The organism is Cryobacterium lactosi (assembly GCF_004403945.1).
GTDB lineage: Bacteria > Actinomycetota > Actinomycetes > Actinomycetales > Microbacteriaceae > Cryobacterium > Cryobacterium lactosi.
The window spans coordinates 64063-89479 of sequence record NZ_SOHM01000029.1; the positions used below are offsets into that span (position 1 = coordinate 64063).

The window sequence follows — 25417 nt, forward strand, 5'->3', positions numbered from 1 at the left end:
GCCAACCAGCCACAGCATCGGCCGGCACCACACCGGCGTCGACTAGGCGCGCCACAGCCGTGCAACAGCCGCACCAGCACCCCAGCGGAATCCAAGATTGGTAGTGGTACGATATTCAGTACCAGTTGAAGGGTGGAGAGATGGCAATCACGGCATCGCAAGCGAGGGCTCAGTTGTTCCCGTTGATCGAGAAGGTCAATGAGGACCACATGCCCATCGAAATCGTCTCCAAGAAGGGCAGCGCGATTCTGATGTCGCTGGCCGACTACGAGGCGCTCGAAGAAACCGCTTACCTACTGCGCTCCCCCGCCAACGCGGCGCATCTGCTCGAGAGCATCGCGCAGCACCGGGCCGGCTCAGCGAGCGCACGCGCGCTCGCCGAGTGATAATCGCTTTCACGGATGCCGGCTGGGACGACTACCAATACTGGGTCACCACCGACCGGGCGATGGTGAAGCGCATCAACAAGCTCATTGCCGACGTGCAGCGCACCCCGTTCACCGGCATCGGCAAACCCGAAGCCCTCAAGCATCAGCTCGCCGGCTACTGGTCCCGTCGAATCTCCGACGAGCATCGGCTGGTCTATGCGGTGGAACAGAACGAGATCGTCATCATCGCCGCTCGGCACCACTACTGAATCGGAACTAGCGAACCCCGCTCGCCCGGCGCAGGACCGGCAGGTGCGCACCCCGAGCATGATGGCAGCCGTCCACCACGCCTGCCGAAACCATTCGCGCGGCAACACCGGTCACGACCCTGCGACCTCTCGAAGTCGATGAGCACCTCGTTGCGCCGCGGGAATCGCCAGCGTTACGAAATGCCTCCGTGCGGGTGAAGCGCCGCTATGCGGGTGGCGCGCCACCCGCATAGCGGCGCCTACCCCGCATATCGACCCGGCACACGGAAAGACCCTCGGCGAAAACGAAAACGAGGGGGTGCCCCGACGCGCGCGCCAGGGCACCCCCTCGTGGCCGAGCTACTTCCGCGCCTCGAACCACACCTGGGTGAACCCGCCGGCGGCGATGAACACCTTGCCGGCGCGCTTGTCACCCTTGCCGCGCTGCGAATCAGCGACCGGCTGCCCGGTGGCGTCGAACGCCTGCTGCACGAGCTGCTTGCCGCGCGGCACGTCGATGCGGCGCTCGGAGTCGGCCGTGTCGGCGCTCACGAACAGCGTCGAGTCGCCGGCTGGACCGGTCACCGTGACCGTGGAGATCAGCGGCTGGATCAGCAGGGCGTCCAGCTGCACCGCGGCATCCGTCGAGCCGACGACCTCGGTCGAACGGCCCGGCAGGGTGCTGGTCAGCGGCAACGGCAACAGCTGACCGGGCGCCTCGGTGACGCCCTGCTCGCCGGCGCCGCCGTTGGCGGTGGTGCCGAGCACTGCCGACTTACCCTTGCCCGCACGTTCCCTGCCCGTGGTCCAGGTGGTCGTGCCCGACGGGTCGACGACCTGGTTCACGATCGGATGCACCCGGCGGGCCTGGTCATCGGCCGGCACCGTGATGCGCAGCGTGCCGCCCGCGGCCAGGTCCACGTAGGCGCCGCCGGACCAGTTGGCCTCACCGGTCCACGCAGACTGCGGCGTGACGACGGTGCCGCCCGTCAGAGCGCCGGACTCGGCCTCGACCACGCTCAGCCCGTGCGTGCCCACCGTGGCGCTCACGCCCAGGGCGGCCGCCTTGAGCTCGGGATGCGCGTCGAGGGTGAGCATCGAGAACAGCGCGTGGATGGTCGACTCGGCACCGGAGTTGGTGTTCACCCGGCCGTCCCGCTCGATGCCGTCGATCGCGGTGCCCGTGGCCGGGTCGTACGCCGGCAGTCCGCTGCGGTTGGCGCCGAAGTACCAGCCGGCGGTGATCGCGGCCACGTTCAGCAGCCCCGGGGCATCCGCGGCGTCGGCGGTGGCGACCAGGCTCTGCAGCCGGGAGTCGACGCCGTAGGCGATCTGCGCCTCACCGGGGGTCGGCGACCAGGCGTTGTCCGGTCCGCCCGCGGCGAGCAGCTGCGGGGTGAACTGGGCGGTGTCCTGCACCGCGGCGGCGAGCAGGGCCGGGTCGTCGAGCACCTCGGATGCGACCGCGGCCGCAGCGGGGGCCAGCCCGCCCCAGGCGTGCCAGAGGCTGGGCGACTTGGTCCACGGCATGATCGCTCCGAACGGCCAGTCGCCGCTGGCGCCCTCCACGGTGGACATCGCCGCGATGCCCTCGCTGAGCTGGGCCAGCGCGGTCTTGGCGGTGTCGGCGGTGGGCCCGGTGGCCCCGGCCTGTAGGTACGCGGCGAGGCCGAGCACGGCCTCGGCCGAGGCATCCGCCCCGTCGGCGATCAGCCAGGCCGGCACCTCATCGCCGTCGGCGACGTCGAAGCTGCCGTAGTCGCCGAGCGACCCGGCGTTCACCGCGGCCAGGCTCAGCTCCATGCGCTCCTGCAGGAACGCTGCGAACTCGGGGTCGTCATCCTTGAACGCGGCGTAACCCTCGCCGAGCGCCCACACCGTGCGGGCCAGCCAGTAGGACTCGGCCGAGTCGCTCGGGTCGGGCAGCTCCACCGGTTCGGCGCTGGGGTTCAGGCTGCCGTCGGCCTGCTGCCAGAGCACCACATTGCCGGCGTTGGGTCCCTCGGTGGTCTGCAGGTAGGTGAGCGAGCGCAGGGTCTGGAAGGCGTGGTCGCGGCTCGTGGTGTCGCCGGTCTGCTGCCAGTGCCGCAGGTAGACCACGGCCGCGCGGGAGGTGTCGTCGGCGTTGAAGGCGCCCTGCGTGTAGTTCCCGGTGGCCGGGTCGAGGTCGCCGCCGCCGATGGGCGTGTAGCTGCCGTCGTCGTTCTTGTCGGCGTAGGTCCACGGCGCCTCCACCACCGGGTTCTCCGCGGCCTGGTAGGTGGTGTGTCCGGCGAGCACGGGCAGCGGCACCTCAGCCAGTAGAAAATTGAGGTGGCTGAGGTTGGTCAGCGGGGCGGATGCGTCGGCCGCCGGCAGCGTCGCCGGGCCGCTGCCCACAGTGGGGGCGACCGCCGAGGCCGGGGCGATCCCCAGCGCGCCGGTGCCGACGAGGGCGACCGACAGGGTCGCGGCCAGGGCGAACCGGCCCGCCCGGGAGTGGGTGCATGGATAGGAGCTTGATCGGACTTCGTTGTACGTCATGGCTCAACTAAACCGGTTAAGTTCTGCCGAGTCAAGAGTAAACCTCACTTCGGCCGCCGAGACGGATGGGCCGCGGCGGCCCCGACCGCCCGCTTCCCGGGTGAGAAGAACCCCGCTGGCAACGCCCCCGCGCTCACCGGCCGTTCGCCGGGCTGCACCCGGTCGGCGGCGAGTTACCGCTGATCGCGAAGTCCTCACAGGTGAGAAACCGGGCCTGGTTCGCGCCCAGCACGTACGACGCGATGACGATGCCGAGCACGACCACGGCGATGAGCCACTTCGACCGCAGCGGGGTGCCGGCCGCGAAGTCGGGCCACACGATGCGCACGAGCACCCACAGGGTGAACGGGATGCCCACGATCACGGCCGCGAACGCCGCCAGGTCCAGCAGGGCGATGCCCACATCGGTCACGGTGTCATGGGCGACAAAGCTCAGTAGCAGCCAGACCGAGGGCAGCAGCAACAGACCCGCTCGGGCGAGCCTGCCGCGCAGGGGGCGACGTTCGACGAGCACGAAGACCAGGGCGGCAGCGGATGCGGCCCAGAGCGCCAGGATGTCGTCGAAGAAGATCTCGCCCCAGGCGCCCAGGGTGAACGCCGGCCACCAGGCGATGGCGGCCATGCCCACCATGATCACCCCGGTGGGTACGTCGCGGCGCCGACGGTCCTCCGTCACCGCCGCATCCGATGTCTCGTGCACGCCTGCACGGTAGCCGGGGCCCGGGCACCTGCGATAGGCCACCGCACCACCCGCTCAGCGCACGGCCGCGCAGACCAGCGTCGCTACGGTTGCGAACCAGGCGCCGCAGCAGGCACAGCAGCAGGCACAGCTGCCACCGTCACGGCCGCGGCAGCGACAGGCACGGGCACGGGCATCGGCACCGGCACGGCCGCCGCCCCCGCGCCACCCCGCGGCCGACCGGGGCGCGACCTGCGCCGCCGCCGGGACGCTCCCCCACGCCCGTAGACCAACCACATGGTGAACCCCATGATGATCATCAACAGCACCGTGTACACGAAGGTGATCGACATGGCGTCGAGGTTGTTCTCCCCCTCGGTGCTGGCCCGAATCGCAAGCCCGAGCGGTTCGTAGAGCGGGTGGTAGAGGAACACGGCCGCGTCGTAGTCATCCAGCAGACTGTTGAAGTTGAGCGCGGTGATGGCCGCGGCGGTGGGCAGCACCAGCGGCACCAGTACGGTGCGCAGGGTGAACAGCGGGCCCGCGCCGAGGATGCGCGCGGCATCCTCGAGCGATTCGGGCACCGACGCGAACGCCGCCTTGAGCAGCCGCAGCGTGAAGGGGATCTTGATGATCACGTACGCCACCAGCAGCAGCATCGTGGTGCCAGTGAGCACCTGCCCGCCGATCAGCGGATTGGGCCGGTCGAAGGTCATCACCAGCGCCAGCGCAATGAGGATCGTCGGCAGGATCCACGGGATGTGCAGCAGGTACTCCAGCAGCGATGTCATGGGGTTGCGGTGTTTCTGGAACACCCGGGCGACGAACAGCATGCCCAGCACCACGATCAGCGACGCCAAAGCGCTGTAGACCACGCTCACCACGAACGGTTTCAGCACCGCGGGAGTGCCGAACACGGTGGCGTAGTTGGCTAGCGTGAACGCGTCCCAGGTGATGGTGCCGGTGCTGATCGCGTTGGCCTCGAGAAAGGAGAACAGCACGATCAACAGCACCGGTAGCGCGTAGATCACGAACAACATATACGCGACCACGTGCACGAGCACGTTCGCCACCGGGTTGCGGATCGGCTGCTTCTGCAGCGGGGTGGCCACCTTGGCCACCGAGAAGTAGGTGCCGCTTTTCTCCACCCGGTTCATCATCGCCAGCAGCACGATCGTGGCCAGGCCCAGGATGATCGCCAGCAGCGCGGCCAGGTCGCGCGATCCGCTGCTCTTGGAGAAGGTGAGGATCATCGGAGCGATGGTCTGGAAGTCGGTGCCGCCGAGCACCAGGGGCGCGGTCAACGCGCCGAGCCCGGTGAGGAAGGTGAGCACGGTGACGGCGAAGATCATCGGGCGGAGCGCCGGCAGCACGATGCGCCAGAGGATGCGCCAGGTCGACGCGCCCATATTGCGGGCGGCTTCGATGGTCTGGTAGTCGATCTTCGCCAGCGACGAGCCCAGGAACAGCATGTGGTTCGTGGTGGTGGCCAGGGTCATCACCACGACCACCGCGAAGTAGCCGGAGAACCAGTTCGGGTCGATGTCGGGGAACACGTTGCGCACCGCGTTGGTGATGAAACCGTACTTGCCGTAGATGAAGTTGTACCCGGCGGCCAGCACGATGCCGCCGTAGATCAGGGTGGTGGCGTAGCCGAGCCAGAGCACCCGGGAGCCGCGGATCTTGAAGTAGTCGGTGACCAGCACGATGAAGATGCCCACCACGTTCACCGTCACCGCCAGGGTCGCAGCGAGCGCGAAGCTGTGCCACAGGCTGTTCAACGCCCGTTCGGAGCTGACCAGTTTCTCCAGCGCCCGAAAGCTGATCTTCCCGTCGGGAAAGAACGTGCTGATCAGCAGGGTGGCGTTGGGCAGCACGAGGAAGGTGGCCACGAACCAGACCAGCACCACGAGCACGACGACGACGAGTGGGGAGCGGAGCATCGCCCGCCAGGAGGAGTTACGCATCCGTTGCCCCTAGTACTGCAGGATCGACGACGGGTCGATGTAGAGCTGCGCCTTTGCACCGGGCGCGAGCGGCAGCGCCCCGTTCTCGGGCACCAGCGCGCGCAGCCGGCTGCCGTTGCTGTCGATCGTGTAGGTGCTGTGCGAGCCCTGGTAGACCCGGTCGGCGATCACGCCGTCCAGCCGAATGGATGCGCCGCGCGCCGGCGGCTGCAACCCCACCTTCTCCAGCCGCAGGTAGGAGCTCTTCTCGGCGGCGAGGAACTCCCCGCCGCTGCCCCGCAGGTGCTGCAGGAACTCGCCGGAGAGCCGGTTCGTGGCACCCACGAACGTGGCGACGAACTCGGTGGCCGAGCGGTTGTAGATCTCCTCCGGGGTGCCCACCTGCTCCACTACACCGTGGTTGAACACGGCGATCCGGTCGCTCATGGTGAGGGCTTCCTCCTGGTCGTGGGTCACGTAGACCGTGGTGATGCCCAGCTCCCGTTGCAGGTTCTTCAGCTGCTCGCGCAGTTGCACACGCAGCTTGGCGTCGAGGTTGGAAAGCGGTTCGTCCAGCAGCAGGATGCGCGGCTTGAGCACCAGGGCCCGGGCGATGGCCACCCGCTGCTGCTGACCGCCGGACAGCTCCGAGACGTTCTTGGCCAGCTGCTCCGGGGTGAGCTCCACCTGCGCGGCGATCTCGTCGACCAGCCGGTCGGTTTCGACCTTGCCGGTCTTCCGCACCTTGAGGCCGAAGGCGATGTTCTCCCGCACGCTCATGCTGGGGAACAGCGCGTAGTTCTGGAACACCATGCCCACGCTGCGCTTCTCGCTGGGCAGCTTGCTGGCCGCCTTGCCGTCGATGTAGATCTCCCCCGCGCTGGGCTCGATGAACCCCGCCAGGGTGCGCAGCGCTGTGGTCTTGCCGCAGCCCGACGGGCCGAGCAGGGTGAAGAACTCACCCTGCTCCACCTGGAGGTTCAGCTGCGGAATGGCGACCTGCTCACCGAAGGTGACCTCGATGTTCTCGAACCTGATCATGGTGATGCTCTCTCGTGCGGTATCGACGGGTAACGGCGGCCTCGGGTGCCGGCGATTGATGAGCGGAGTGCGACTGCGGGTTACGGCAGGTACTCGAGCTCGGTCTTCTCCACCCAGGAGCCGATGTTCTCGCGGGTGAGCGCGTAGTCGATGTCCTGCTTGGGCAGCGACTCGATCAGCTCCACCACCTCGGGCAGCGCCTCGGCGCGAGCCTTCTCGTTCACCGGGTACGACGCGAACTCGGCCGCGAACGCACCCTGGGTCTCGGCGCTGCCGAACCAGTCGATGAACTTCTCGGCCGCGGCCTCACGCGGGGTGCCGGCGATCACGGCGATCTGCTCGGTCACGTAAGGCACGCCATCCGCCGGGCTGATCACGCCGGTCGTGGTGCCGTACTCGGCGTCCCGGCTGGTGATGCCGCTGGAGGGCAGCACGCCGAAGTCGACGTCACCACGGGCCATGCGGGCGTACAGGTCGGTGCCCTCCTCGGCGGGCGAGCCGTGTGCGTAGTACTCCTGCACCTGGTCCCAGCCCTTGTCGGAGACACCGAGGTCGCCGTCTTCGTCGAGGTACGGTGCCAGCAGGCCGGCGAGAACCAGCTGCGGGGTGGCCTGGCCGAGGGCGGTGTTCACTTCGTAGCGGGCCTCGTAGGCGGAGTCCTCCCACAGGTCGGCCACCTCGGTGGGGGCATCCGCGGCGGGGATCTTGTTGGTGTCGTACACCGTGACGATGGCCTGCTCCACGAGCGGCCAGAACACGCCGTCCTTCGGGTCACCGGACTCCTGGTCGACCTCGGCCGACCACGACGGCTCGTAGGCGCTGACGGCCTCTTCGTCTTTGAGGGTTTCGAAGAACATGTTGTTCAGGCCGAACACGACGTCGCCCACCGGGTTGTTCTTCTCGGCCACGATGCGGTTGGCCAGGTCGGCGCCGCCCAGGCCCACGATCTCAATGTCGATGCCCGCTTCCTTGGCCTGCGCGGTGACCCATTCGCCCCGGCCGTCCCCGTTGGAGTTCGTGTAGACGATCAGGGTGCCGTCGGCGTCGCCGCCCGCTTCGGAGCCGGCATCCGCCGAGGCACATGACGCCAGCACCATGGTGCTGAGAATAAGGGTGGCAACGGAGGCCGTCTTGAAGGTGCGCTTGTGCAATTGTGTTCGTCCTTTTCCAGGCCGCGAGGGCGCCACGGGCGCTCACCGGCCGTATCTGCGTATGGCAATCGTCACTTCACGCTAGGGCGGTGTGAAACCGGCCCCTGACCGTTCGAGCGACTGTTCGCCTCGTGTTTGTGTGCTGTACACCAGCGGATGCGGCGGGCATCCGACTCACCCCGATCGAGGGCGCCGCATCGTCAGCCCCTGTGGTCCCCGAATATCGTGAGCGACTCTGCCCATTTTTTATCTCCCCAAAACGAATTCCTGCCCCCACGTTAGGGGGTGCGCGGGAATCTGTATGTCCTCCTAAATGCGGACACAACACTTGCGGCGCGCGGCAACAAACGACCCATGAATGGCAAGTGTTTACCAGTTGTGCCGGGTTCATAATTTGTCAGCTTTCATTGACCCGCTCCCTCCCTGGGGCACAGACTCAACGGGTGAACCGGATACGCCCCTACGAACCGAGGGACCTCACCGACCTCTACGAGATCTGCGTGCGCACTGGAGCGTCCGGCGGCGACGCGACGGGTCAGTACGAATCGGACAACCTTCTCGGTGACATCTTCGCCGCCCCGTACGCGACGCTCGAACCGGAACTCGCGTACGTGGTGGACACCGGCGACCGGGTCTCCGGCTACCTTGTGGGAACCGCGAATACGAGCTCGTTCGTCGAGCGGTACCGCGAGGACTGGCTGCCCCGATTCGACGCTCGCTATCCCCTCGTCGAACCGGCGGTGACCGCTCATCAGAAGATGGTCGCACGCGGCCACAACCCGAATTCGATGATCACTCCGGGAACCGAACTCTTTCCGGCACACCTACACATCGACCTGCTCCCCCAGCTCCAGGGCCAGGGCTTGGGCCGAGTCCTTCTGCGCACGCTGCTCGCCGCGCTGCGGGAACGTGACGTGCCGGGAGTGCACCTCGGCGTCGACATCAACAACCTCGGGGCGAGGGCGTTCTATTCGCGGCTGGGCTTCCGCCCGCTCCCGACCGACCCGACCAACGAGGCCGTGCTCGGCATCCGCACCGACGCGGAGATCTGAGATTCTGCAGACGGGATGGCCGTAGCTGCGATCCGCGGGCGCCGCGCCGTTTCGCGGGTGGCGCGCCACCCGCAGAGCGGCGCCTTGCCCGCATACCGCCGTCCTCCTGAACCGAGCATGCGCATCCGTCCTGCCACTGGCTTGCGGTTGCCCCACCTACCGCGCGGCGAATCGTTCCCCGCGCAGCGGTTGCGGCGTCCACCAGGTCACCGTGCGCCACACCCACTCCGCCGGCCCGAACCTGAACCGGCGCAGCCACCACCAGCTGGCCAGCCACTGCAGCGGCATCGAGAGCCACGATGCGGCCGCCCGATGGGCGCACCGTCGGGGTGACGCGGGCGGGAGCGAGCATGGGCAACGCGGTCATGGAACTCCTGGGGTTGTGGCTGGTACTCCAGTCAACCCGGGGCATGCCCGGGGCCGCGTCCTTCGCTGGTCACTCCGCCGTCAGCCCAGCGGATGAGTTCCCCCGTCAGCTTGTCGCAGCCGCGATCGCGAGCGGTGCGATGATCGTCGCCGTCACATTGTTGACGCCGTGCAGCACGACCCCCGGCCAGATGGATCCGGTGCGCCGAAAGAGAAGAGCGGTGAGAACACCGACGACGAACGCCACGGGCAGCACTGTGTTGAAGCCATGCGCGACGGCGAAAATCGTGGCACTCGCAATGACTGCGAGCCACGCGGGAAATCGGTTGAACAGTGAATTGGCGACCACACCGCGGAAGAAGGCCTCTTCACCGATCGGAGTGATGATCGAGCCGGCGATCACCGTCAAGACCAGCCCCAGAAGGCCCGCCGCGGCACCTGCCTGGTAGTCCGACTGCACATTCTGGGCGTCGCCACTCAGGGTGGAGTAGATGGCGGAGGCGATCCCGCCGAGGATGAACGCGACGAGACCGAGTCCCGCCCCGGCAAGGAGATGACGTGCCTTGGCGCGGCGGATGCCGAACGCGGCGAGTCCGCGAATGCGCACGAGTGCTGCGACCGCCAGCGCGACCATCCCCATGGCGCCAGAGACGACGAACCCGACGACCCCCGCTACGGCATCGTTCTCGACAAGCGGGAGCAGCAGATACACCAGCGCTAGGCACCCGATGTATGCCGCCCCTCCGGCAAGGAGCTCTGGCCAGCCCGGTGCCGTCCGCCGTGTTGGTTTCGTGTACGTCTGGGATGTTGCAGTGGTCATGGTCACTCCTAGATGTTGATCGCGCGCGTTATCGCCCGAGACCGATTAGAAGCTATGCCCTTGGGGCAGTGTCAAGCGGCGGTCGCGTGCTCTCGCACGGCGGTCCTCACCGGTGGGATCGCACGCAGCCTCCGACCGTCAGCCGCCCCGCCGCCCCGGCACACTGGAGACGTCGGCTTAGGTGTCGCAGCCGATCCCGTCCTTGTCACGGTCCAGGTGGCTCGCATAACCGGGGGTGCCGGCATAAATGGGTGCGGCTCCAGCAGCGCGCACGGCATCGCAGTTCTTGTAGTACACCTCGGGTGCAGGGGCCGGTGCGACGGGCTCGGGTTCGGGCGCCGGCGCCTCGGCCACGGGTTCGGGTTCTGGCTCCACTACCGGTGCGGCCACGGGCTCGGGGGCCACGACAACGGGCGGCGCGGGCAGCGGAGCGAACGACGAGGTGACCGCCATTTCCTCACTGCACGAGCTGAGCACAGTTGCGATCGAGTCGTGCTCGGCCTGGGTCACCCACAAACCGTAGGTTGCCTTGACCGACACCTGGCGGGCAACGTACCCGCACCGGAACGTCTTGTTCGAGGGAAGCCAGGTGGCGGTGTCACCGTCGCCCTTCTGGGCGTTCGAACGGCCGTCCACGGCGAGCAGGTTGATCGGGTCGTTGGCAAGCGAGACGCGCTGCGCCTGACTCAGCTGTTGGGCGCCGGTTTGCCAGGCGTTCGACAAGGCGACAACGTGGTCGATCTGCACGAGGGCGGATGTATCCTGGCCGCGCACGAAGGCGACTCGTGCCGCGGTGAACGGAGAAACCAGACTGCCCGTGAGCACCTTGCACGTGCCCGACTTGGTGACCTCGGTCAGGTCGCGCGCGAGGATGTCGTTTCGAGTGTCGCATCCGTTTCGGTCGACATCGAGCCAGGCCGAGCCGAACATGCCCGTGCGGTCGTAGCCGGTTTTCGGGGCCTTACCCTTGACCGCCACGGTGGCCAGCAGGGCCAGCGCCGTGGTGTTCGTGACGTCAGTGCTTGCCACGACGACCGAGGCATCCTCATCGGGCGCCAGCACGGTTGCGGGATCGGCGGCAGATTCCGCGGAGAACGTCGGCGCCGGTGTCGGCGTCGCGGTTGGGGTTGGTGTCGGCTTGATGCTGGGCGTCGCTTCGGCGACCGGTGTCGAGTCAGCGCTGACGAGCTCGGAGCCGTTGAGCGCAGTGTCAGTGACACCACCGAAGAACGCCGCGACGAGGCTGGCGGCCAGAGTGATCGCCGCGATCTTGCGGGTCGGAATCGACGCCCAGGAGCGCCGCCCAGTGATGACCGCGTACAACGCGGTGAAGAATCCGACGACACCGACGAGGCCGAAGACCGCCGGAATTCCACCCGATATCGCCGTCGAGAGCAGCATAAGGAGCAGCACCGCGCCGACGATCCAGGTACTGCGGGTCGGCTTGAACCACCCGAATCGCTTCTGCCCGGTGCCACCGCGAGGCGTAGGTGCCACTTGCTCGGTCCACGACGATCCATTCCACCAACGCTGAATACCGGACCCGTCGTTGTACCACCCCGGAGGCGTGGCGCCCTGAACGTGCAGCGGTTCGGGCGGATCTGTCGACGCGGTCATGGGGGTCCTTTCGGGAGCGGCCGAAATGGCCGCGTGAAGGTCGGCATCCGCACGATGATGCGGCGGGATGCTGGGGGCACGGTCGCGGCGATGGATCGCGCGGCGCAGGCCGTGATACTTCCGTCAATCCCCCGTTGACTGGCCCTCGTTGACCTTACCGAGGCCGGAGCGCCCGGTCCGTGCGGTGGTGCATTGCGGGCACCCCAGAACAGGGGCGATTCCGGGCGCGAACGGGATATCTAACCGATTCCCAGATCGAACGCGACGAGCGCGACCGGCGGGAACTGTTCGTCGGCGTCACCCGGGTTCGCGACGGCGTGTAGGTGGGCTGTGTTGCGGCGGCAGGGTCGCCGCCGTTGTTCTACCGTCGCCGGTTGTCGGCTGGGCGGCATCCGGCCGGGGCCGTACGGGCGGGTGCGGTACCGCACCGCACACCGCACCCGCCGGGCGTTACGCCGCGTTTTAGGCGGCAGCCACGTCCAGGATCCAGGTCACCCCGAAGCTGTCGGTGAGCATGCCGAATCCGGGGCTCCACGCGGATGCCGCGAGCGGCTCCACCACCACCGCACCGGCGGAGAGCGCGGCCCAGTAGCCCTGCACCTCCTCGAGGGTCTCACCGCGCACCGAGACAAAGAACGGCTGGTCGGTGAGGGTGGCACCGTTCTCCCGGCGGGTGGCGCCCACGTTGGCCGCAGACCCGCCGGTCTGCCCCGGAATGTCGTAGGCCATGACGCGGAAGCCGCCGGTGCTCTCCACCTGGCCGAAGACGACGTTGTCGGCGCCCGGGACATCCGCGGGCATGCCGAAGTCGCCGTACGTCGCGATGGTCAGCGCGCCGCCGAAGACGGACTGGTAAAACTCGAGCGCGGCGCGGGCGTCGCCGCGGAAGTTGAGGTGGGTGGTGGTCGTGATGCTCATGTCTGCTCCTAGGGTGTGGTCGCCGGGCGTCTCCCCGACAACATCCACACTCTCAGCCATATAGGCCAGTTTCGGTCCTACATTCGACGTAGTCTGAGGGCATGACGACGACCACGGCTCGGCTGCTGAATCTGCTGTCACTTCTGCAGACCAGACGCGACTGGCCGGGCGCCGTTCTCGCCGAGCGGCTGGAGATCAGTCACCGCACCGTGCGCCGCGACGTCGATCGCCTCCGGGAGATGGGTTACAGCATCCAGGCCACGATGGGGCCGGATGGCGGCTATCGGCTCGACGCCGGCAGCGAGTTGCCTCCGCTCCTGTTCGACGATGATCAGGTCGTGGCTATGACCGTCGCACTGCAGGCCGCGACCGCCACCGGAGCAGGCATCGAAGAGGCGGCCCTGCGCGCGCTCACCACCATCCGGCAGGTGATGCCGTCGCGGCTGCGTCACCGTTTGCACGCCGTGGAGTTCAGCAGTGTTCCTCGTGCCGGCGACGCTTCTGCCACCCAGGTCTCCCCTGATGTGCTCATCGCGATCTCCTCGGCCGTCCGCGCCCGAGAGGTGCTCCGGTTCGACTACACAACGCGCACTGGCGAGCCCGGCGACGAGACCACGGAGCCGCAACCCCCGCGTCGGGTGGAGCCGCACGCGCTCCTCAGTTCGCAGTCGCGCTGGTACCTAGTGGCGTGGGACCTCGACCTCACCGACTGGCGCATCTTCCGCGCCGACCGCATCGCCCCGCGCAGCCCCACCGGGCCCCGGTTCACCCCGCGGGACATCCCCGGCGGCGACCCGCGCGATTACCTGTCCGCCCGCTTCAAGGGATCAGACCAGGTCAACGCCTGGCCGTGCACCGGCACGGTCGTGCTGCACCGGCCCGCGTCCGAGGTGCTGCCGTTCGCCGGCGACGGCACGGTCGAAGTCCTTGGCCCCGACCGGTGCCGGTACACCGCGGGATCCTGGTCGTGGATCGCCCTCGCGGCTTCCCTCGGCCGCTTCGACACGGCCATCGACGTGGTCGGCCCGCCGGAACTCACCCAGGCATTCGCCGAGCTTGCAGCACGCAACGCACAGACGGCCGGGTAGCGCGGCCAAGAACCAATCCCGACCCCGCCCGACTGCGAACCCTCAGAGGACGAGCCGCACCCGCGGCTTCCAGGAAGGCACCACCTCATGGTTGAGATCACCGCCCATCACGGACTGTTCAAGAACACCGACCTGCACGTCGACGACTTCGGCGGCCCCGGTCGCCCCATCGTCCTGATCCACGGCTGGCCCCTGTCGGGCGAGTCCTGGAAGAAGCAGGTGCCCGCCCTCGTCGACGCCGGCTACCGGGTCATCACCTACGACCGGCGCGGTTTCGGGCGCAGCGACAAGCCCAAGACCGGGTACGACTACGACACCCTCACCTCCGACCTGCACACGCTCATTGAAGAGCTCGACCTCACCGACGTCACCCTGGTGGGCTTCAGCATGGGCGGCGGCGAGGTCGCCCGCTGGTTCACCAAGTACGGGTCTGAGCGCATCCGCAGTGTGGTGTTCGCCTCAGCGGTGCCGCCATACCTGTTGACCACCGACGACAACCCCGACGGCCCGCTGCCCAAGAAGCAGGCCGACGAAATGACGGCACAGTTGACGGCCGACTCGGATGCGTTCTATGACGACTTCACGACGCAGTTCTTCTCGGTGGATGGTGTGCTCAAGGTCTCCGAGGACGACCGGCAGGAAGCAATCACCCTGGCGAAGCAGGCCTCGAAGACGGCGGCGTTGGAGGCTATGGCATCCTTCGCCAACACCGACTTCCGCAACGATCTCGACCGGGTCACAGTGCCGACTCTGGTCATCCACGGAGACGGCGACGGCACCGTGCCCTTCGAAGGATCCGGCGCGCGCACCCATGCGGCCATCGCGGGATCGGAGCTCGTCGTGATCGAGGGCGCTCCGCACGGGGTGACCGTGAGCCACGCCGATGAGTGGAACGCGGCAGTTCTGGAGTTCCTGGCGCGATAACGACGGATCACGAGTGCCCCGGGTTCTCCTCGGGGCACTCTGTGCGCCGGTGTCGTGCATGCGGGATGGCCACGGGCGCGCTCCGCTTCACGCCGGAGGGCGGCCCCGCACCGCGGAGCCGCCCTCTGGCGAGACAAACGAATCGAAACTACACGGCGTCAGCAGCCGCTTCCTTCGCGGCCTTGCGCTCCGCCTTCTCGGCGTCGAGCACAGCCTTCTCGGCCGCCTTCTCCGCGGCGATCCAGACGTCACGCTTGGCTCCGGGCACCCAACCCTTGTCCACAACGCGGATCTGGTAGACGATCGCGACGCTGACGAGCACCACGGCGATGAGGATCGCGAGGATGACCGCGAGGCCGCCGCCCACGCCGACGCTCACACCCACGAGGGTGCCGAACCAGCCGAAGTCCGCGTCGCCGAAGGTGCTGTTGGCGAAGCCGAAGTCGCCAAGCACCAGCAGCAGAATGGCGGGCAGGATGGTGATGATCACGCCGTTGACGAAACCGCCGATCATCGCGCCCAGGCGTCCGCCGGTCGCGTTGCCGTAGACACCGGCGCCACCACCGGTGAAGAAGTGCGGCACCATGCCGGGCAGGATCAGCGCGAGACCGAAGACCGGGTTCAGCCACACCGCCAGTACACCGAGGGCGATGAGGCCACCGGCGAAGGAACTCAGAAAGCCGATCAGCACGGCGTTGGCGCCGAACGGGAACACGATGGGGATGTCGAGCGCCGGGCGGGCTCCGGGGACGACCTTCTCGGCGATGCCCTGGAACGCGGGAACGAGTTCACCAAGCACGGTGCGCACACCGTAGAGGATAACTGCGACGCCTACACCGAACTGCAATGCCTGCGAGAACGCCGCCATGATGAACGCGCCGGCGTCGGCGGACCCGAAGATGTCGAGCGCCTCCTGCAGCGGCAGGGCGATGAGGCCCCAGATGGCGAAGACCATGTAGATGAGCACCATCGACAGTGACGTGGCCACCATCGAGTCGCGCAGGAACTTCAGGCCCTGCGGAAACTTGATGTCTTCGGTGGACTTGCTGTTGCGGCCCACGACCTGGCCGGCGGCGCCGGCGGCGATGTAGCCGAGGGTGCCGAAGTGGCCGATCGCGATGGTGTCGTTGCCGGTGATCTTCTTGGTCCATGGGTGCACGAACGCGGGCATCACGACCATGATCACGCCGAGCAGCAGCGCACCGATGAGCACGACGAGCCAGCTCTGGCCGGCGCCGAAACCGACCGAGAGCACCACGGTGAGCATGGTGGCCATGAAGACCATGTGGTGCCCCGTGAGGAACACATATTTAAGAGGAGTGAACCGGGCCAGCGCGAGCATCACCAGGAAGCCGAGCGTGAGCACGTAGGCGCTCTGCGCACCGAATTCGTCCTGCGCAATGGCGGTGATGACCTCGTTGGTGGGGATGACGCCCTGGGCACCGGTCACCGCGAGAATCAGGTTGCCCAGCGGGTCGAGCGAGCCCACCACCACGTTGGCGCCGGCGCCGAGGATCAGGAAGCCGAGAGCCGCCTTGAGGGCACCGCCGATCACCTGCCCGGAGTTGCGCTTGAGCGCCATCAGCCCGATCGCGGTGATGATGCCGATCAGATACGCGGGCACGTTGAGAATCTGCTGCCCGATGAAATTCAGTACGACGACTAGCCACTCCATTGTGGGAGCTCCTAATTCTGTGAGAGTGAGACGGTGACGGGGTTACTCGACGGCGGCGGTGAGCTTCTCGGTGATCTCCTCGAGATCGAAGAAGTTGTTGATGATGATGACCTCGGCGGGCACGTCGCCGAGCTCCTCGGCCAGTTCCTCCGAGGTGAGCACGATCTCGGCGGTCTGCGCGGCGCCACGGGCCACGCCCATGTCGGCGGCTTCAACATCCGCATCGATGCCGAGCTTGGCGAGAACCTTCTCGGCGTTCATTTTGAGCAGCACTGAGGTTCCAATGCCCATTCCACAGACGGCGACGATCTTCATGGGGTGCCTTTCGATTGGGTGAGACGAGTGTGAGAAAGCGGTTGTGTGGGGGCCGCGTTACGCGGCAGCAGCGGCGAGGTCGCCGAGCACGGCGCGCACCTCGTCGGCGGTCTTGGCCACGACCAGGCGCTTCATCGCGGGGCCGTCGGAGAGCACCCCGGCGAGCGAGCGCATTACCTGGAGGTGCGCGTCGTGGTCCTTGGCGGCCAGGCCGATCACGAGGGTGACGGGGTCGTTGGCCTTGTTGCCGAACTCCACCGGGGTGGCCAGGCTAACCCAGCTCAGTCCCCCGGTGAGAACCGCGGGCGACGGGCGGGAGTGCGCGAGGGCGACGCCCGGGGCGATGACGATGTAGGGGCCGTGCTTCTCGACGGCGTCGATCATCTCGTCGGTGTAGGCATCCGTGGTGGCGCCGCCGGCCACGAGTCCCGCGCCCGCGAGACGGATGGCGGCCCGCCAGTCGGCGGCCTCCGCCTGGGTCTCGATCGACGAGAGGGCTTCGGCCAGGTTCAGTGCCACGAATGAACTCCTTTGTTGTTTCCGGTGCAGCCGGCCCGCGAGGGCGACTGGCTTGACTGTATAAGCCTAAGCGACCTTTTGTCTACAAGTGCACCAAAGTAAATTCGGATGCCTCGCCGGGGTCGCCGCCAGCGGGCGCGCCAAACCGCGCGGCCATCAGTGCCGCCGCCGGGCCGGAACAGTGACGGGCCAGCTCAGGCCGGCTGCGTGTGCAGCGAGACGCCGATGCCGCCGCCGCGGGTGAGCCGACTGATGCGGTCAGCCTCGAAGAGCGCGTCCTGCGCGATGAGCGACGCACCGGTGACACCGGCGATGTGGCCGAGCCGGGACTTCTCCACCACCAACCCCTGGAGGGCGAAGTCGCGCGCGCCGGCGAAGATCGCCTCCCGAATCGCGCCAAGGAACAGCTCGCCTGCCTGCGCAAGGTTGCCGCCGACCACCACGGCCTGCGGGTTGAGCAGCCCCACCACGTGGGCGAGGCTCTGGCCGATCTCGGTGCCGGTCTCGGCGAGCAGGCGCAGCACGGCGGCGTCGCCGTCGTTGGCCAGGCCCACGATGTCGCTACTGGTGCGCACCCGGCGACCCAGGCTGAGTAGCTCGCTGCGAATGACCGCCCCGCTGGCGATCGACTCCAGCCGCACGGTGCGGTCCCCGCCGGCGCGCACGGCGCTGAGCTCGCCGGCACCGCCGCGGGAGCCGTGGTAGATCGAGCCGTCGAGCACGAACGCCAAGCCCACGCCGATGCCGGCCTTGAGCACCACCACATCGCGGTACTCGGTCCAGCCGCGGCGGGCCTCGGCGAGCGCCATGATGTTCACGTCCCGGTCCACGGCGAAGACGGCGTGGTCGTAACGGCCGGCGAAGTACTCCTTCACCAGCACGTCGTTCCACTGGGTGTCCACCTGCGGGCTGGCGAGCCGCCCGGTGACGAAGTCGACCGGGCCGGGCACACCCACGCCGATGCCCACCACGTCGGCGCGGGTCTTGCCGAGCCGGTCGAGCATGTGGTCGAACACCTGGCCGGCCCACTCGAAGATCTCCGCCGGCCCCTCGCTCAGACCGATGTCGGCCTCATCTTCACTGAGGATGGTGGAGACCAGGTCGGTGATGGCCAGACGGGTGTGCGAACCGCCGATGTCCACGGCCAGCAGTAGGCCGACATCCGGGTTCACGGCGAATTCTTCGGGCGGGCGGCCGCCGCGGGAGTCGAGCTGCCCCACGCTCATCACGATGGAGGCGTGCAGCAGTTCGTCGAGCCGGCGGGCCAGGGTGATGCGCGACCAGCCGAGCTGCTCGATGAGGTCGGTGCGGGTGGTGGCACGGCCGGAGCGGATGAGGTCAAGCACCACACCCGAGCCGGTGGACAGAGCGTGTGCCATGGAATTCCCATCCTTCGAACGCATCCGCCCGGCCTGCGGGTGGTGCAAAACCAACTGTTTGACTTAAGTACATTTGTATACCAAAGTATCTCGCATGGCTACCGAAACGAAGAAGTTCCCGTCACAGACGACGTCCGCCGCACTCGACGCCCGCGCCGTCGCAAGCGCCCAGGCCCTGGCCGCCCACGTGGTGCAGGCCAAAGGACATGGACACGGCGGCACCGCCATGGCATTGGCACCAGTGTCCCACGTGTTGTTCTCCCGAGTGCTGCGGCACTCCCCCGCCCACCCCGACTGGCCCGCCCGCGACCGCTTCGTTCTTTCGGCCGGTCACGCGAGCCTTTTGCTCTACACCCAGCTGTTCCTCACCGGCTACGGCCTCACCCTCGACGACCTGGCCAAGAGCCGCACCCTGGGCTCGAAGACCCCAGGTCACCCCGAGGTGCACCACACCGTGGGCGTGGAGATGAGCACCGGCCCGCTCGGCCAGGGCGTCGCCTCCGCGGTGGGCATGGCCATGGCCGCCCGGCACGAGAGCGCCATGTTCACCCCCGGCTCCGCCCTGCTCGACCACACCACCTGGGTACTCGCCGGCGACGGTTGCCTGCAGGAGGGCGTCTCCGGTGAGGCGAGCAGCCTGGCCGGCACCCTCGGCCTCGACAACCTCGTGCTGATCTGGGACGACAATCACATCACCATCGACTCCGGCACTGACGAGACCTTCAGCGAAGACGTGCGAGCCCGCTACCGGGCCTACGGATGGCGGGTGCTCGAGATCGACACCCCCACCGACCTCGATGCCCTCGAGGCCACCCTGCGCGAGGCAGCCGAGCGCACCGGCCGGCCCACCCTCGTGGCCCTGCGCACCGTGATCGGCGCCCCGTCGACTAAGTTCAGCGGCACCTCCGCCGCGCACTCCGGCGGCTTCGGCGCCGACGAGCTCGCCCTGGTGAAGACCACGCTGGGGTTCGCGCCCGACGCACCGCTTCACGACCTCGTCTCCCCCGAGACCCTCGAGCACACCCGCGGCGCGCTCACCCGCGGCGAGCGGATGCACACCACCTGGGAGGCCGACCTCGCCACCTGGGCCACCCGGGAGCCCGAGGCCGCCGCCCGCTGGCGAGCCTTCCGCGGCGGCGAATTCTCCACCGCCGCCCTCGACACCGTGAAGCTCGGCGAGCCCGGCGACAAGATCGCCACCCGCAAGACCAACGGCGCCGTGCTCCGCGCCCTACAGGGCCAGGCCCCGCTCTGGGGCGGCTCCGCCGACCTCGCTGGCTCCACCACAGTGGAGGTGGACGGCGACAGGTTCTCCGCCGCCAACCCGGCCGGCGAGTTCATCCGGTTCGGCATCCGCGAGCACGCCATGGCCGCCATCCTCAGCGGCATCGCCCTGCAGGGTCCGTGGCGCCCGTTCGCCTCCACCTACCTGGTGTTCAGCGACTACATGCGCCCGAGCATCCGCCTGGCCGCACTGATGGGCCTCGGCGCGGTGTACGTCTACACCCACGATTCCGTCGCCGTGGGCGAAGATGGCCCCACCCACCAGCCGGTGGAGCAGATCGGGTCGCTGCGCACCGTGCCAGGCCTCGACGTCGTGCGCCCCGCCGACTCCGTCGAGGTCGTCGCCGCCTGGCGCCGCATCCTCGCCTCGCCCGACCGCCCGGTCGCCCTCATCCTCAGCCGGCAAGACCTGCCCGTGCTGACCAGCACCGCCCTCACCCAGGCCGGGGTGACGGCCGGTGGCTACGTGCGCTGGCAGCACGGCGACGGCACCGACCTGGCGATCCTCGCCACCGGCAGCGAGGTGCACCTCGCCATCGACGCCGCCACCCAGCTCGCCGACGAGGGCATCAACGCCCGAGTAATCTCGATGCCCTGCGTTGAGTGGTTCGCCGAGCAGACCGCCGAGTACCGCGAGTCGGTGCTGCCGGCTGCCCTGCGCGCCCGGGTCGCCGTCGAGGCCGGCCGCGGCGACGCCTGGTACCGCTGGGTGGGAATAGACGGCCAGGTGGTTTCGGTCGAGGAGTTCGGCGAGTCGGGCAGCGGCCCCGAGGTGCTGCGCCTTCGCGGCATCCACCTCGACGCGGTCATCGCCGCCGCGCACGACACCCTCACCAGCACTGCCGGCGACCGCACCACGGCGCACGGCACCCCCGAACTGATCACCAACTAAGGACGCACCCATGACTTCCCTCTCCCCTAACGCCGCCACCGTGGCCCGCATGATCGACCACACCCTGCTCAAGCCCGAGGCCACCGCCGACGACGTCACCGCCCTCATCGCCGAAGCCATCGAGCTGGGCACCTACTCGGTCTGCGTCTCTCCCTCGATGCTGCCGCTCACCATCCCCGCCGGCGCCGACCTCAAGATCGCCGTCGTCTGCGGCTTCCCCAGCGGCAAGCACCTCAGCAGCATCAAGGCCGCCGAGGCCGCTCTCGCCATCAATCAGGGCGCCGACGAGATCGACATGGTCATCGACATCGGCGCCGCCAAGGCCGGCCGCTTCGCCGACGTGCAGGCCGACATCGCGGCCGTGCGCGCCAGCGTCCCCGCCCCGAAGCTGCTCAAGGTGATCATCGAGTCCGCTGCGCTGACAGATGCCGAGATCGTTGCCGTCTGCAACGCCGCCGTGGCCGCGGGTGCCGACTTCGTCAAAACCTCCACCGGCTTCCACTCCGCCGGTGGCGCCTCTGTGCACGCGGTGCGGCTGATGAAACAGACCGTGGGCGAGCGCGCCCAGGTGAAGGCGGCGGGCGGGGTGCGCAGCTTCGAAGACGCGCTCGCGATGGTTGAGGCCGGTGCAGCCCGACTCGGCGTCTCTGGCAGCGCGGCGTTACTCGCTGGCGCCACCGCAATCGGCTCCGTCGACAACTACTGATCTGGCGAGAAGCCGCTCCGGTCCCCCGCAAGCGCGACCCGCAGACCACAGCTGTCATCTCGCCGAGCGTCATCCGGCAAGATAACAGTTCCGGGCCGCTGGTCACTCCCCAGTGAGCCCACCTAATCAATCACGCGTCGCGCTGATCGCGGCTGGGCGATGTTGGTGCAACACCTTGTGGTCGTGCCGGAGGCATCTGTCGACGGAGTGGAGCTCACTACGCTGGTTGCTGCTGTACCTGAACCATGACCACGACAAGATGAATAAGCTGGCCACCGACACCCTCCTTTCGGGCCATTGCGGTCGCTCCGGGCAATCCTCGGCGAGCCACTCAACAAGGACAAGTCTCGTCGGTGACGTCATCCGCATATGCTCGGCCGGCACATCGAAGCGGTTACTTACCTGCGGGGCTCGTCGGGAAGCGGGCCTAGATCTTCCGCCGGGCCTAGGCTGCTCCCGCCGAACAGGGAGTAATGCCATTTCTGCATCCATCTGGGCCGCGGACCAGAAAGTCATCCCAGCCTGGACATTCTTTGGATGTCGCCAATAGAGTGACGCTGAGGGGTATTGAAGATGGCTAAATTCTTTGGGACACCGGCCGGGGTCAAGGTCGGCCAGTTCTTCATCGACCGTCGCGCGCTCCACGAAGCACTCGTCCACCGCCCGCCGCAGGCCGGCATCAGCGGAACCAAGTTAGAGGGCTCCGACTCGATCGTCATATCTGGCGGGTATGTCGACGACGAAGACAACGGCGATTACATCATCTACACCGGCCATGGCGGCAAAGACCCGAATAGTTCTCGTCAGATCGCGGATCAGTCTCGAGAGGCAACCGGAAATGCTGGTCTCATCACGAGTCATGCCGTAGCTCTGCCGGTTCGTGTCGTGCGAGGAAAGCACAAGAGTTCAGCGTTTGCCCCGCCGGCGGGTTTTGTCTATTCGGGTCTCTACTTGGTTACCCAATGGTGGATGGAACAGGGGCGGGACGGCTTCCAAATCATTCGGTTCCGGCTCGAGAGGATCGATGAACAGGTCCCTATTGAACCGCGATCGTTGAATCTGCCTGACCCGGAATTCGCTACAACGTTCGTGTCACGTCGGATTCGAGATTCGCAGTTGGCGCGTGAGGTCAAGAAGCTCTACGACTATTCGTGTCAGGTCTGCGACCAAGCAATCCCAACCTCGAACAACTCGTTCTACGCCGAGGGTGCTCATGTCAGACCGTTGGGGCGACCCCATCTGGGCGATGATGCTCTGACGAACATCTTGTGCCTCTGCCCAAACCACCACTCCCAGTTTGATCTGGGAGGACTCGTTCTCACCGACGATATGGAGGCCATTGAGACACGAACGATGACGCCGATTGCCAGCCTTTCCTTTCGCAAACACCACGTCGTCGAAGCTTCGAATGCCGGCTACCACCGGGCCCTTTGGCTGGGCACGCGTGGCCTGTCGAGCGACATGCGTGTGCTACAGCCGTCCGCATAGAGGGATGCAACTCCACATTTTCGAAGCTTCAGCGTCGGCCTAGCGGTAACGGCGTTTTCAGTCTCTAAAGCCCTTCGCAGTATCGACTGAACATAGGCGGCCATGAGCTTCCGGCAAGCGGAGAGAAATTCCTGGTATAACTCGCCACGTCAGTTGTCTCCAAGGGATTTTAGTGTCTGATCAGTCGATCCATGAAGCAGCGGCGAGGCCTTGCCAGCCCACGAGATTACAAGCTCGTCCCGCGCACGGCTGGCCGCTACGTAGAGCAACGAACGCTCCCGCAACATCGCGTCCTCCAGCTCCTCTGGAGCGACGCCCTTGAGCGCCCAGGCGTTCGGAATCGACCCCTCCGAGACATCGAACAACAGCACGCGAGAGAACTCCATGCCTTTCGCCTTGTGCATCGTCAATACGAGTGGATGGCCAACAAAGCCGGCGCCTGGCTCGGTGAACGCTGCCGTTACTCCGCGATCGGCAAGCTGTTCCTTGAGCTTGAGCCCCTGGTTGCGAGATCGAGCCAAAACCGCCACCGTTTCGGGCGTGATGTCTTCATCAGCGAGCCAGCCCTTGAGCACCTCAGCGACCTTGTCGTACTGCCCATCGGCCGTGGTGGATGAGATCACGCGCGGGGACGGCCCGCTCCGCGACGAGCGGTACCCGTGCTCGTTCTCGTCGTTCCCGTCGCTGTCAACGAATTCGCCTCCTTCCAGCACGCCAAGCGCGAAACGCAGGTTCTGTTGGGTAGTGCGGTAGTTCAGCTTCAGCCGACGCGAGCGGCCCGTGATCTTGATGCCATATCGCGACAGCACCACCGGATGGCCGTAAATGCGTTGATGCGTATCCTCCGCGATGAAGAGGTCGTTCTTGCCTTCACCTGCCAATGCGCGCAGCAACTGCCAGTGCAGTGGCGTGAGGTCTTGGCCCTCATCAACGAGTACGTGGTCCGCAAGGCGTTCTGGGTTGGAGTGTTCCAGATATGCAGCCGCAATTGCGGAGACCTCCGCGAAGCTCAGCGTGCCCATGTGTCGGGCGGATTGTCGGTATTGATCGACCACGGCCCACACCTCCGCACGTTTGCGACGATCGAGCGCGATGCCTCTACCGGGCCGACGCACCTTGAAGTACTTTTCCTTGCTAGTCACCCGGTTTGGCAGAATCACTTGGAGGTACTCGCCCTCAAAGAACGACGCGTTCTGCAGCTGCTCTGGCAGGTCCGCCCCAGCGTCATCGATCGCTTCGCGCCAACCGGCATCGGTGCCGACGAGCGCCCCACGGGGTTCGATCGGCACTCCAAAGACATGCTCCGCAGCCTTTCCGAACTGCGCACCGGCGGTGTCACGAACGGCAACGGCGAGCGCATCGATGCCGCGCACAAGCACACCCGGCTTGCCCAGACCTTTGGCCCACGGGGTCTTCGGGTCAAGCCGTTCGAGATCGCTCTCTAGAGCAGACGAAAGGGCCTTCGTGAACGTAGTGAGCACGACCCGGGAGGCGGGGTTCGTCTCAGCCAACCGGTGTGCCCGGTGCAAGAGCACCACGGTCTTTCCTGTGCCTGCGCCGCCCGACAAACGGAACGCGCCATTGAAATCTTTCTCAACGTATGTGCGCTGTTCCGGGTGCAGGAAGATTCGCCAGGCGCCGAAGTCTCCGCCTTCGATAACCCGCCTCAATTCTTCGTCGTTCTCAATGAACGCAAACTGCATCCGTGCGGCCGGGTGCTGCAGGCCCTTCGCGATTCGCTCATCTTCTGTCTCGTCAGCTGTTGGTGGAGTCTCCTCTTCGGGCTCTGCTTGTTCAGTGGTGAACCCAAGGGCCACCCGAATCTTCTCTACCGTGTCGCCCACGGCTAGCCCAAGCACCGCATCAATTTGCCATTGGTTCGCGAGGCTCTCCGACATCTGCAACAGCTCGTCTTCACTCGTGGCAGCGAAGATTCTCCGCGCAGCAAGCTCATCGAAACCGAGCGTCATAGTCAGATCCGTCAGGAGGTACCCGTGCGTCGCGAGAAACGACTCGGCAGGCTTGTCCGGTTTCGGACCGGCCTGCAAAGGATTCGTAGGCTGGTCGCCAGCCGCCGGCATCCCTTCTTCGATGATCTCCGTGATGCCGTTAATCGGGTTGAAGTGCAACACTCGCGTTCGCGCACGCTCGATCGCTTCGTCGTGCGGCCACGTGCCGTCGTAGACGTAGATCGACTCGCCGTTCTTCTGATCGAGTTTGAACAACACGGCCCGCCAGAACTGATCGACTCGCCCAGTGCGTGCGCGCGCATCCGCGGCCTTCTGCATTGGCTCAATATGTAGCCCCGGGGAGGTGTCGTCTGTAGCCAATTTCTGCAGGAAGGCGAAGGACTTCGACTGCACGATCTTGTCGAGCTTCTGCCCCTTGAGCTTGGACATCACAATCTGTGGCATGAGC

At 66.9% G+C, this 25417-nt stretch carries 22 protein-coding genes; 8 read left to right on the forward strand and 14 right to left on the reverse strand.

Annotated features, from left to right (window positions below; translation table 11 throughout):
* The first annotated feature begins 140 nt into the window (after positions 1 to 140).
* Positions 141 to 386, forward strand: a complete 246-nt coding sequence (locus E3T61_RS12050; RefSeq protein ID WP_134641105.1) for a type II toxin-antitoxin system Phd/YefM family antitoxin — start codon at positions 141 to 143, stop codon at positions 384 to 386.
* Positions 383 to 637, forward strand: coding sequence for a Txe/YoeB family addiction module toxin (locus E3T61_RS12055; RefSeq protein WP_134641106.1), 255 nt, complete (start codon positions 383 to 385; stop codon positions 635 to 637). The genes E3T61_RS12050 and E3T61_RS12055 overlap by 4 nt, the downstream gene beginning before the upstream one ends.
* A 339-nt stretch (positions 638 to 976) precedes the next feature.
* Here E3T61_RS12055 and E3T61_RS12060 read toward each other — a convergent pair whose 3' ends face one another.
* The 5 genes from E3T61_RS12060 to E3T61_RS12080 form a co-directional block, all read right to left on the reverse strand.
* The gene (locus tag E3T61_RS12060; protein ID WP_134641107.1) at positions 977 to 3139 is read right to left on the reverse strand and encodes a hypothetical protein; all 2163 of its coding nucleotides are present in this window, start codon (positions 3137 to 3139) and stop codon (positions 977 to 979) included.
* 133 nt (positions 3140 to 3272) lie between these two features.
* On the reverse strand, positions 3273 to 3839 hold the full coding sequence (locus E3T61_RS12065; protein WP_241992533.1) for a hypothetical protein: 567 nt from the start codon (positions 3837 to 3839) through the stop codon (positions 3273 to 3275).
* Between the two features lie 83 nt (positions 3840 to 3922).
* On the reverse strand, positions 3923 to 5785 hold the full coding sequence (locus E3T61_RS12070; RefSeq protein WP_134641108.1) for an ABC transporter permease: 1863 nt from the start codon (positions 5783 to 5785) through the stop codon (positions 3923 to 3925).
* Positions 5786 to 5794: 9 nt separating this feature from the next.
* The gene (locus E3T61_RS12075) at positions 5795 to 6805 is read right to left on the reverse strand and encodes an ABC transporter ATP-binding protein (protein ID WP_134641109.1); all 1011 of its coding nucleotides are present in this window, start codon (positions 6803 to 6805) and stop codon (positions 5795 to 5797) included.
* Positions 6806 to 6885: 80 nt separating this feature from the next.
* Positions 6886 to 7956: an extracellular solute-binding protein gene (locus E3T61_RS12080; RefSeq protein ID WP_241992534.1), complete on the reverse strand. Its 1071-nt coding sequence runs from the start codon at positions 7954 to 7956 to the stop codon at positions 6886 to 6888.
* A gap of 443 nt (positions 7957 to 8399) precedes the next feature.
* Between E3T61_RS12080 and E3T61_RS12085 the strand changes: the two genes are divergently transcribed.
* A complete protein-coding gene (locus E3T61_RS12085; protein ID WP_198418681.1) occupies positions 8400 to 9008 on the forward strand; it encodes a GNAT family N-acetyltransferase in 609 nt (202 codons plus the stop codon).
* A gap of 156 nt (positions 9009 to 9164) precedes the next feature.
* Here the strand turns inward: E3T61_RS12085 and E3T61_RS12090 are convergent, their stop codons facing one another.
* The 4 genes from E3T61_RS12090 to E3T61_RS12105 form a co-directional block, all read right to left on the reverse strand.
* Positions 9165 to 9296, reverse strand: coding sequence for a DUF418 domain-containing protein (locus E3T61_RS12090; protein WP_134641110.1), 132 nt, complete (start codon positions 9294 to 9296; stop codon positions 9165 to 9167).
* A gap of 184 nt (positions 9297 to 9480) precedes the next feature.
* Positions 9481 to 10086, reverse strand: a complete 606-nt coding sequence (locus tag E3T61_RS12095; RefSeq protein WP_166793215.1) for a CPBP family intramembrane glutamic endopeptidase — start codon at positions 10084 to 10086, stop codon at positions 9481 to 9483.
* Between the two features lie 285 nt (positions 10087 to 10371).
* Complete coding sequence (locus E3T61_RS12100; RefSeq protein WP_134641112.1) at positions 10372 to 11811, reverse strand: GmrSD restriction endonuclease domain-containing protein; 1440 nt, start codon at positions 11809 to 11811, stop codon at positions 10372 to 10374.
* 462 nt (positions 11812 to 12273) lie between these two features.
* Positions 12274 to 12729 (reverse strand): VOC family protein, encoded by a 456-nt coding sequence (locus E3T61_RS12105; protein ID WP_134641113.1) that lies wholly within the window; start codon positions 12727 to 12729, stop codon positions 12274 to 12276.
* A gap of 101 nt (positions 12730 to 12830) precedes the next feature.
* Between E3T61_RS12105 and E3T61_RS12110 the strand changes: the two genes are divergently transcribed.
* Positions 12831 to 13817: a helix-turn-helix transcriptional regulator gene (locus tag E3T61_RS12110; RefSeq protein ID WP_134641114.1), complete on the forward strand. Its 987-nt coding sequence runs from the start codon at positions 12831 to 12833 to the stop codon at positions 13815 to 13817.
* An 87-nt stretch (positions 13818 to 13904) separates the two neighbouring features.
* On the forward strand, positions 13905 to 14741 hold the full coding sequence (locus tag E3T61_RS12115) for an alpha/beta fold hydrolase (RefSeq protein WP_134641115.1): 837 nt from the start codon (positions 13905 to 13907) through the stop codon (positions 14739 to 14741).
* 148 nt (positions 14742 to 14889) lie between these two features.
* Here the strand turns inward: E3T61_RS12115 and E3T61_RS12120 are convergent, their stop codons facing one another.
* The 4 genes from E3T61_RS12120 to E3T61_RS12130 form a co-directional block, all read right to left on the reverse strand.
* Positions 14890 to 16416 (reverse strand): PTS ascorbate transporter subunit IIC, encoded by a 1527-nt coding sequence (locus E3T61_RS12120; RefSeq protein ID WP_134641116.1) that lies wholly within the window; start codon positions 16414 to 16416, stop codon positions 14890 to 14892.
* A 42-nt stretch (positions 16417 to 16458) separates the two neighbouring features.
* Complete coding sequence (locus E3T61_RS22075; protein WP_066597021.1) at positions 16459 to 16731, reverse strand: PTS sugar transporter subunit IIB; 273 nt, start codon at positions 16729 to 16731, stop codon at positions 16459 to 16461.
* A 57-nt stretch (positions 16732 to 16788) separates the two neighbouring features.
* The gene (locus E3T61_RS22080; RefSeq protein WP_174777014.1) at positions 16789 to 17250 is read right to left on the reverse strand and encodes a PTS sugar transporter subunit IIA; all 462 of its coding nucleotides are present in this window, start codon (positions 17248 to 17250) and stop codon (positions 16789 to 16791) included.
* 194 nt (positions 17251 to 17444) lie between these two features.
* Positions 17445 to 18629 (reverse strand): ROK family transcriptional regulator, encoded by a 1185-nt coding sequence (locus E3T61_RS12130; protein ID WP_134641117.1) that lies wholly within the window; start codon positions 18627 to 18629, stop codon positions 17445 to 17447.
* Between the two features lie 94 nt (positions 18630 to 18723).
* Here E3T61_RS12130 and tkt point away from each other — a divergent pair, with 94 nt between their 5' ends.
* The 3 genes from tkt to E3T61_RS12145 all read left to right on the forward strand — a co-directional run bounded on the left by tkt (position 18724) and on the right by E3T61_RS12145 (position 22999).
* Positions 18724 to 20805, forward strand: coding sequence for a transketolase (tkt, locus tag E3T61_RS12135; RefSeq protein WP_134641118.1), 2082 nt, complete (start codon positions 18724 to 18726; stop codon positions 20803 to 20805).
* A gap of 10 nt (positions 20806 to 20815) precedes the next feature.
* Entirely contained in the window at positions 20816 to 21511 is a 696-nt protein-coding gene (gene deoC / locus E3T61_RS12140; protein ID WP_134641119.1) for a deoxyribose-phosphate aldolase, read from the forward strand.
* A gap of 573 nt (positions 21512 to 22084) precedes the next feature.
* Complete coding sequence (locus tag E3T61_RS12145) at positions 22085 to 22999, forward strand: YDG/SRA domain-containing protein (RefSeq protein ID WP_134641120.1); 915 nt, start codon at positions 22085 to 22087, stop codon at positions 22997 to 22999.
* A gap of 149 nt (positions 23000 to 23148) precedes the next feature.
* On the opposite strand, the gene E3T61_RS12150 is transcribed toward E3T61_RS12145, so the two are convergent.
* Positions 23149 to 25413, reverse strand: coding sequence for a 3'-5' exonuclease (locus tag E3T61_RS12150; RefSeq protein ID WP_134641121.1), 2265 nt, complete (start codon positions 25411 to 25413; stop codon positions 23149 to 23151).
* Positions 25414 to 25417: the final 4 nt, after the last annotated feature.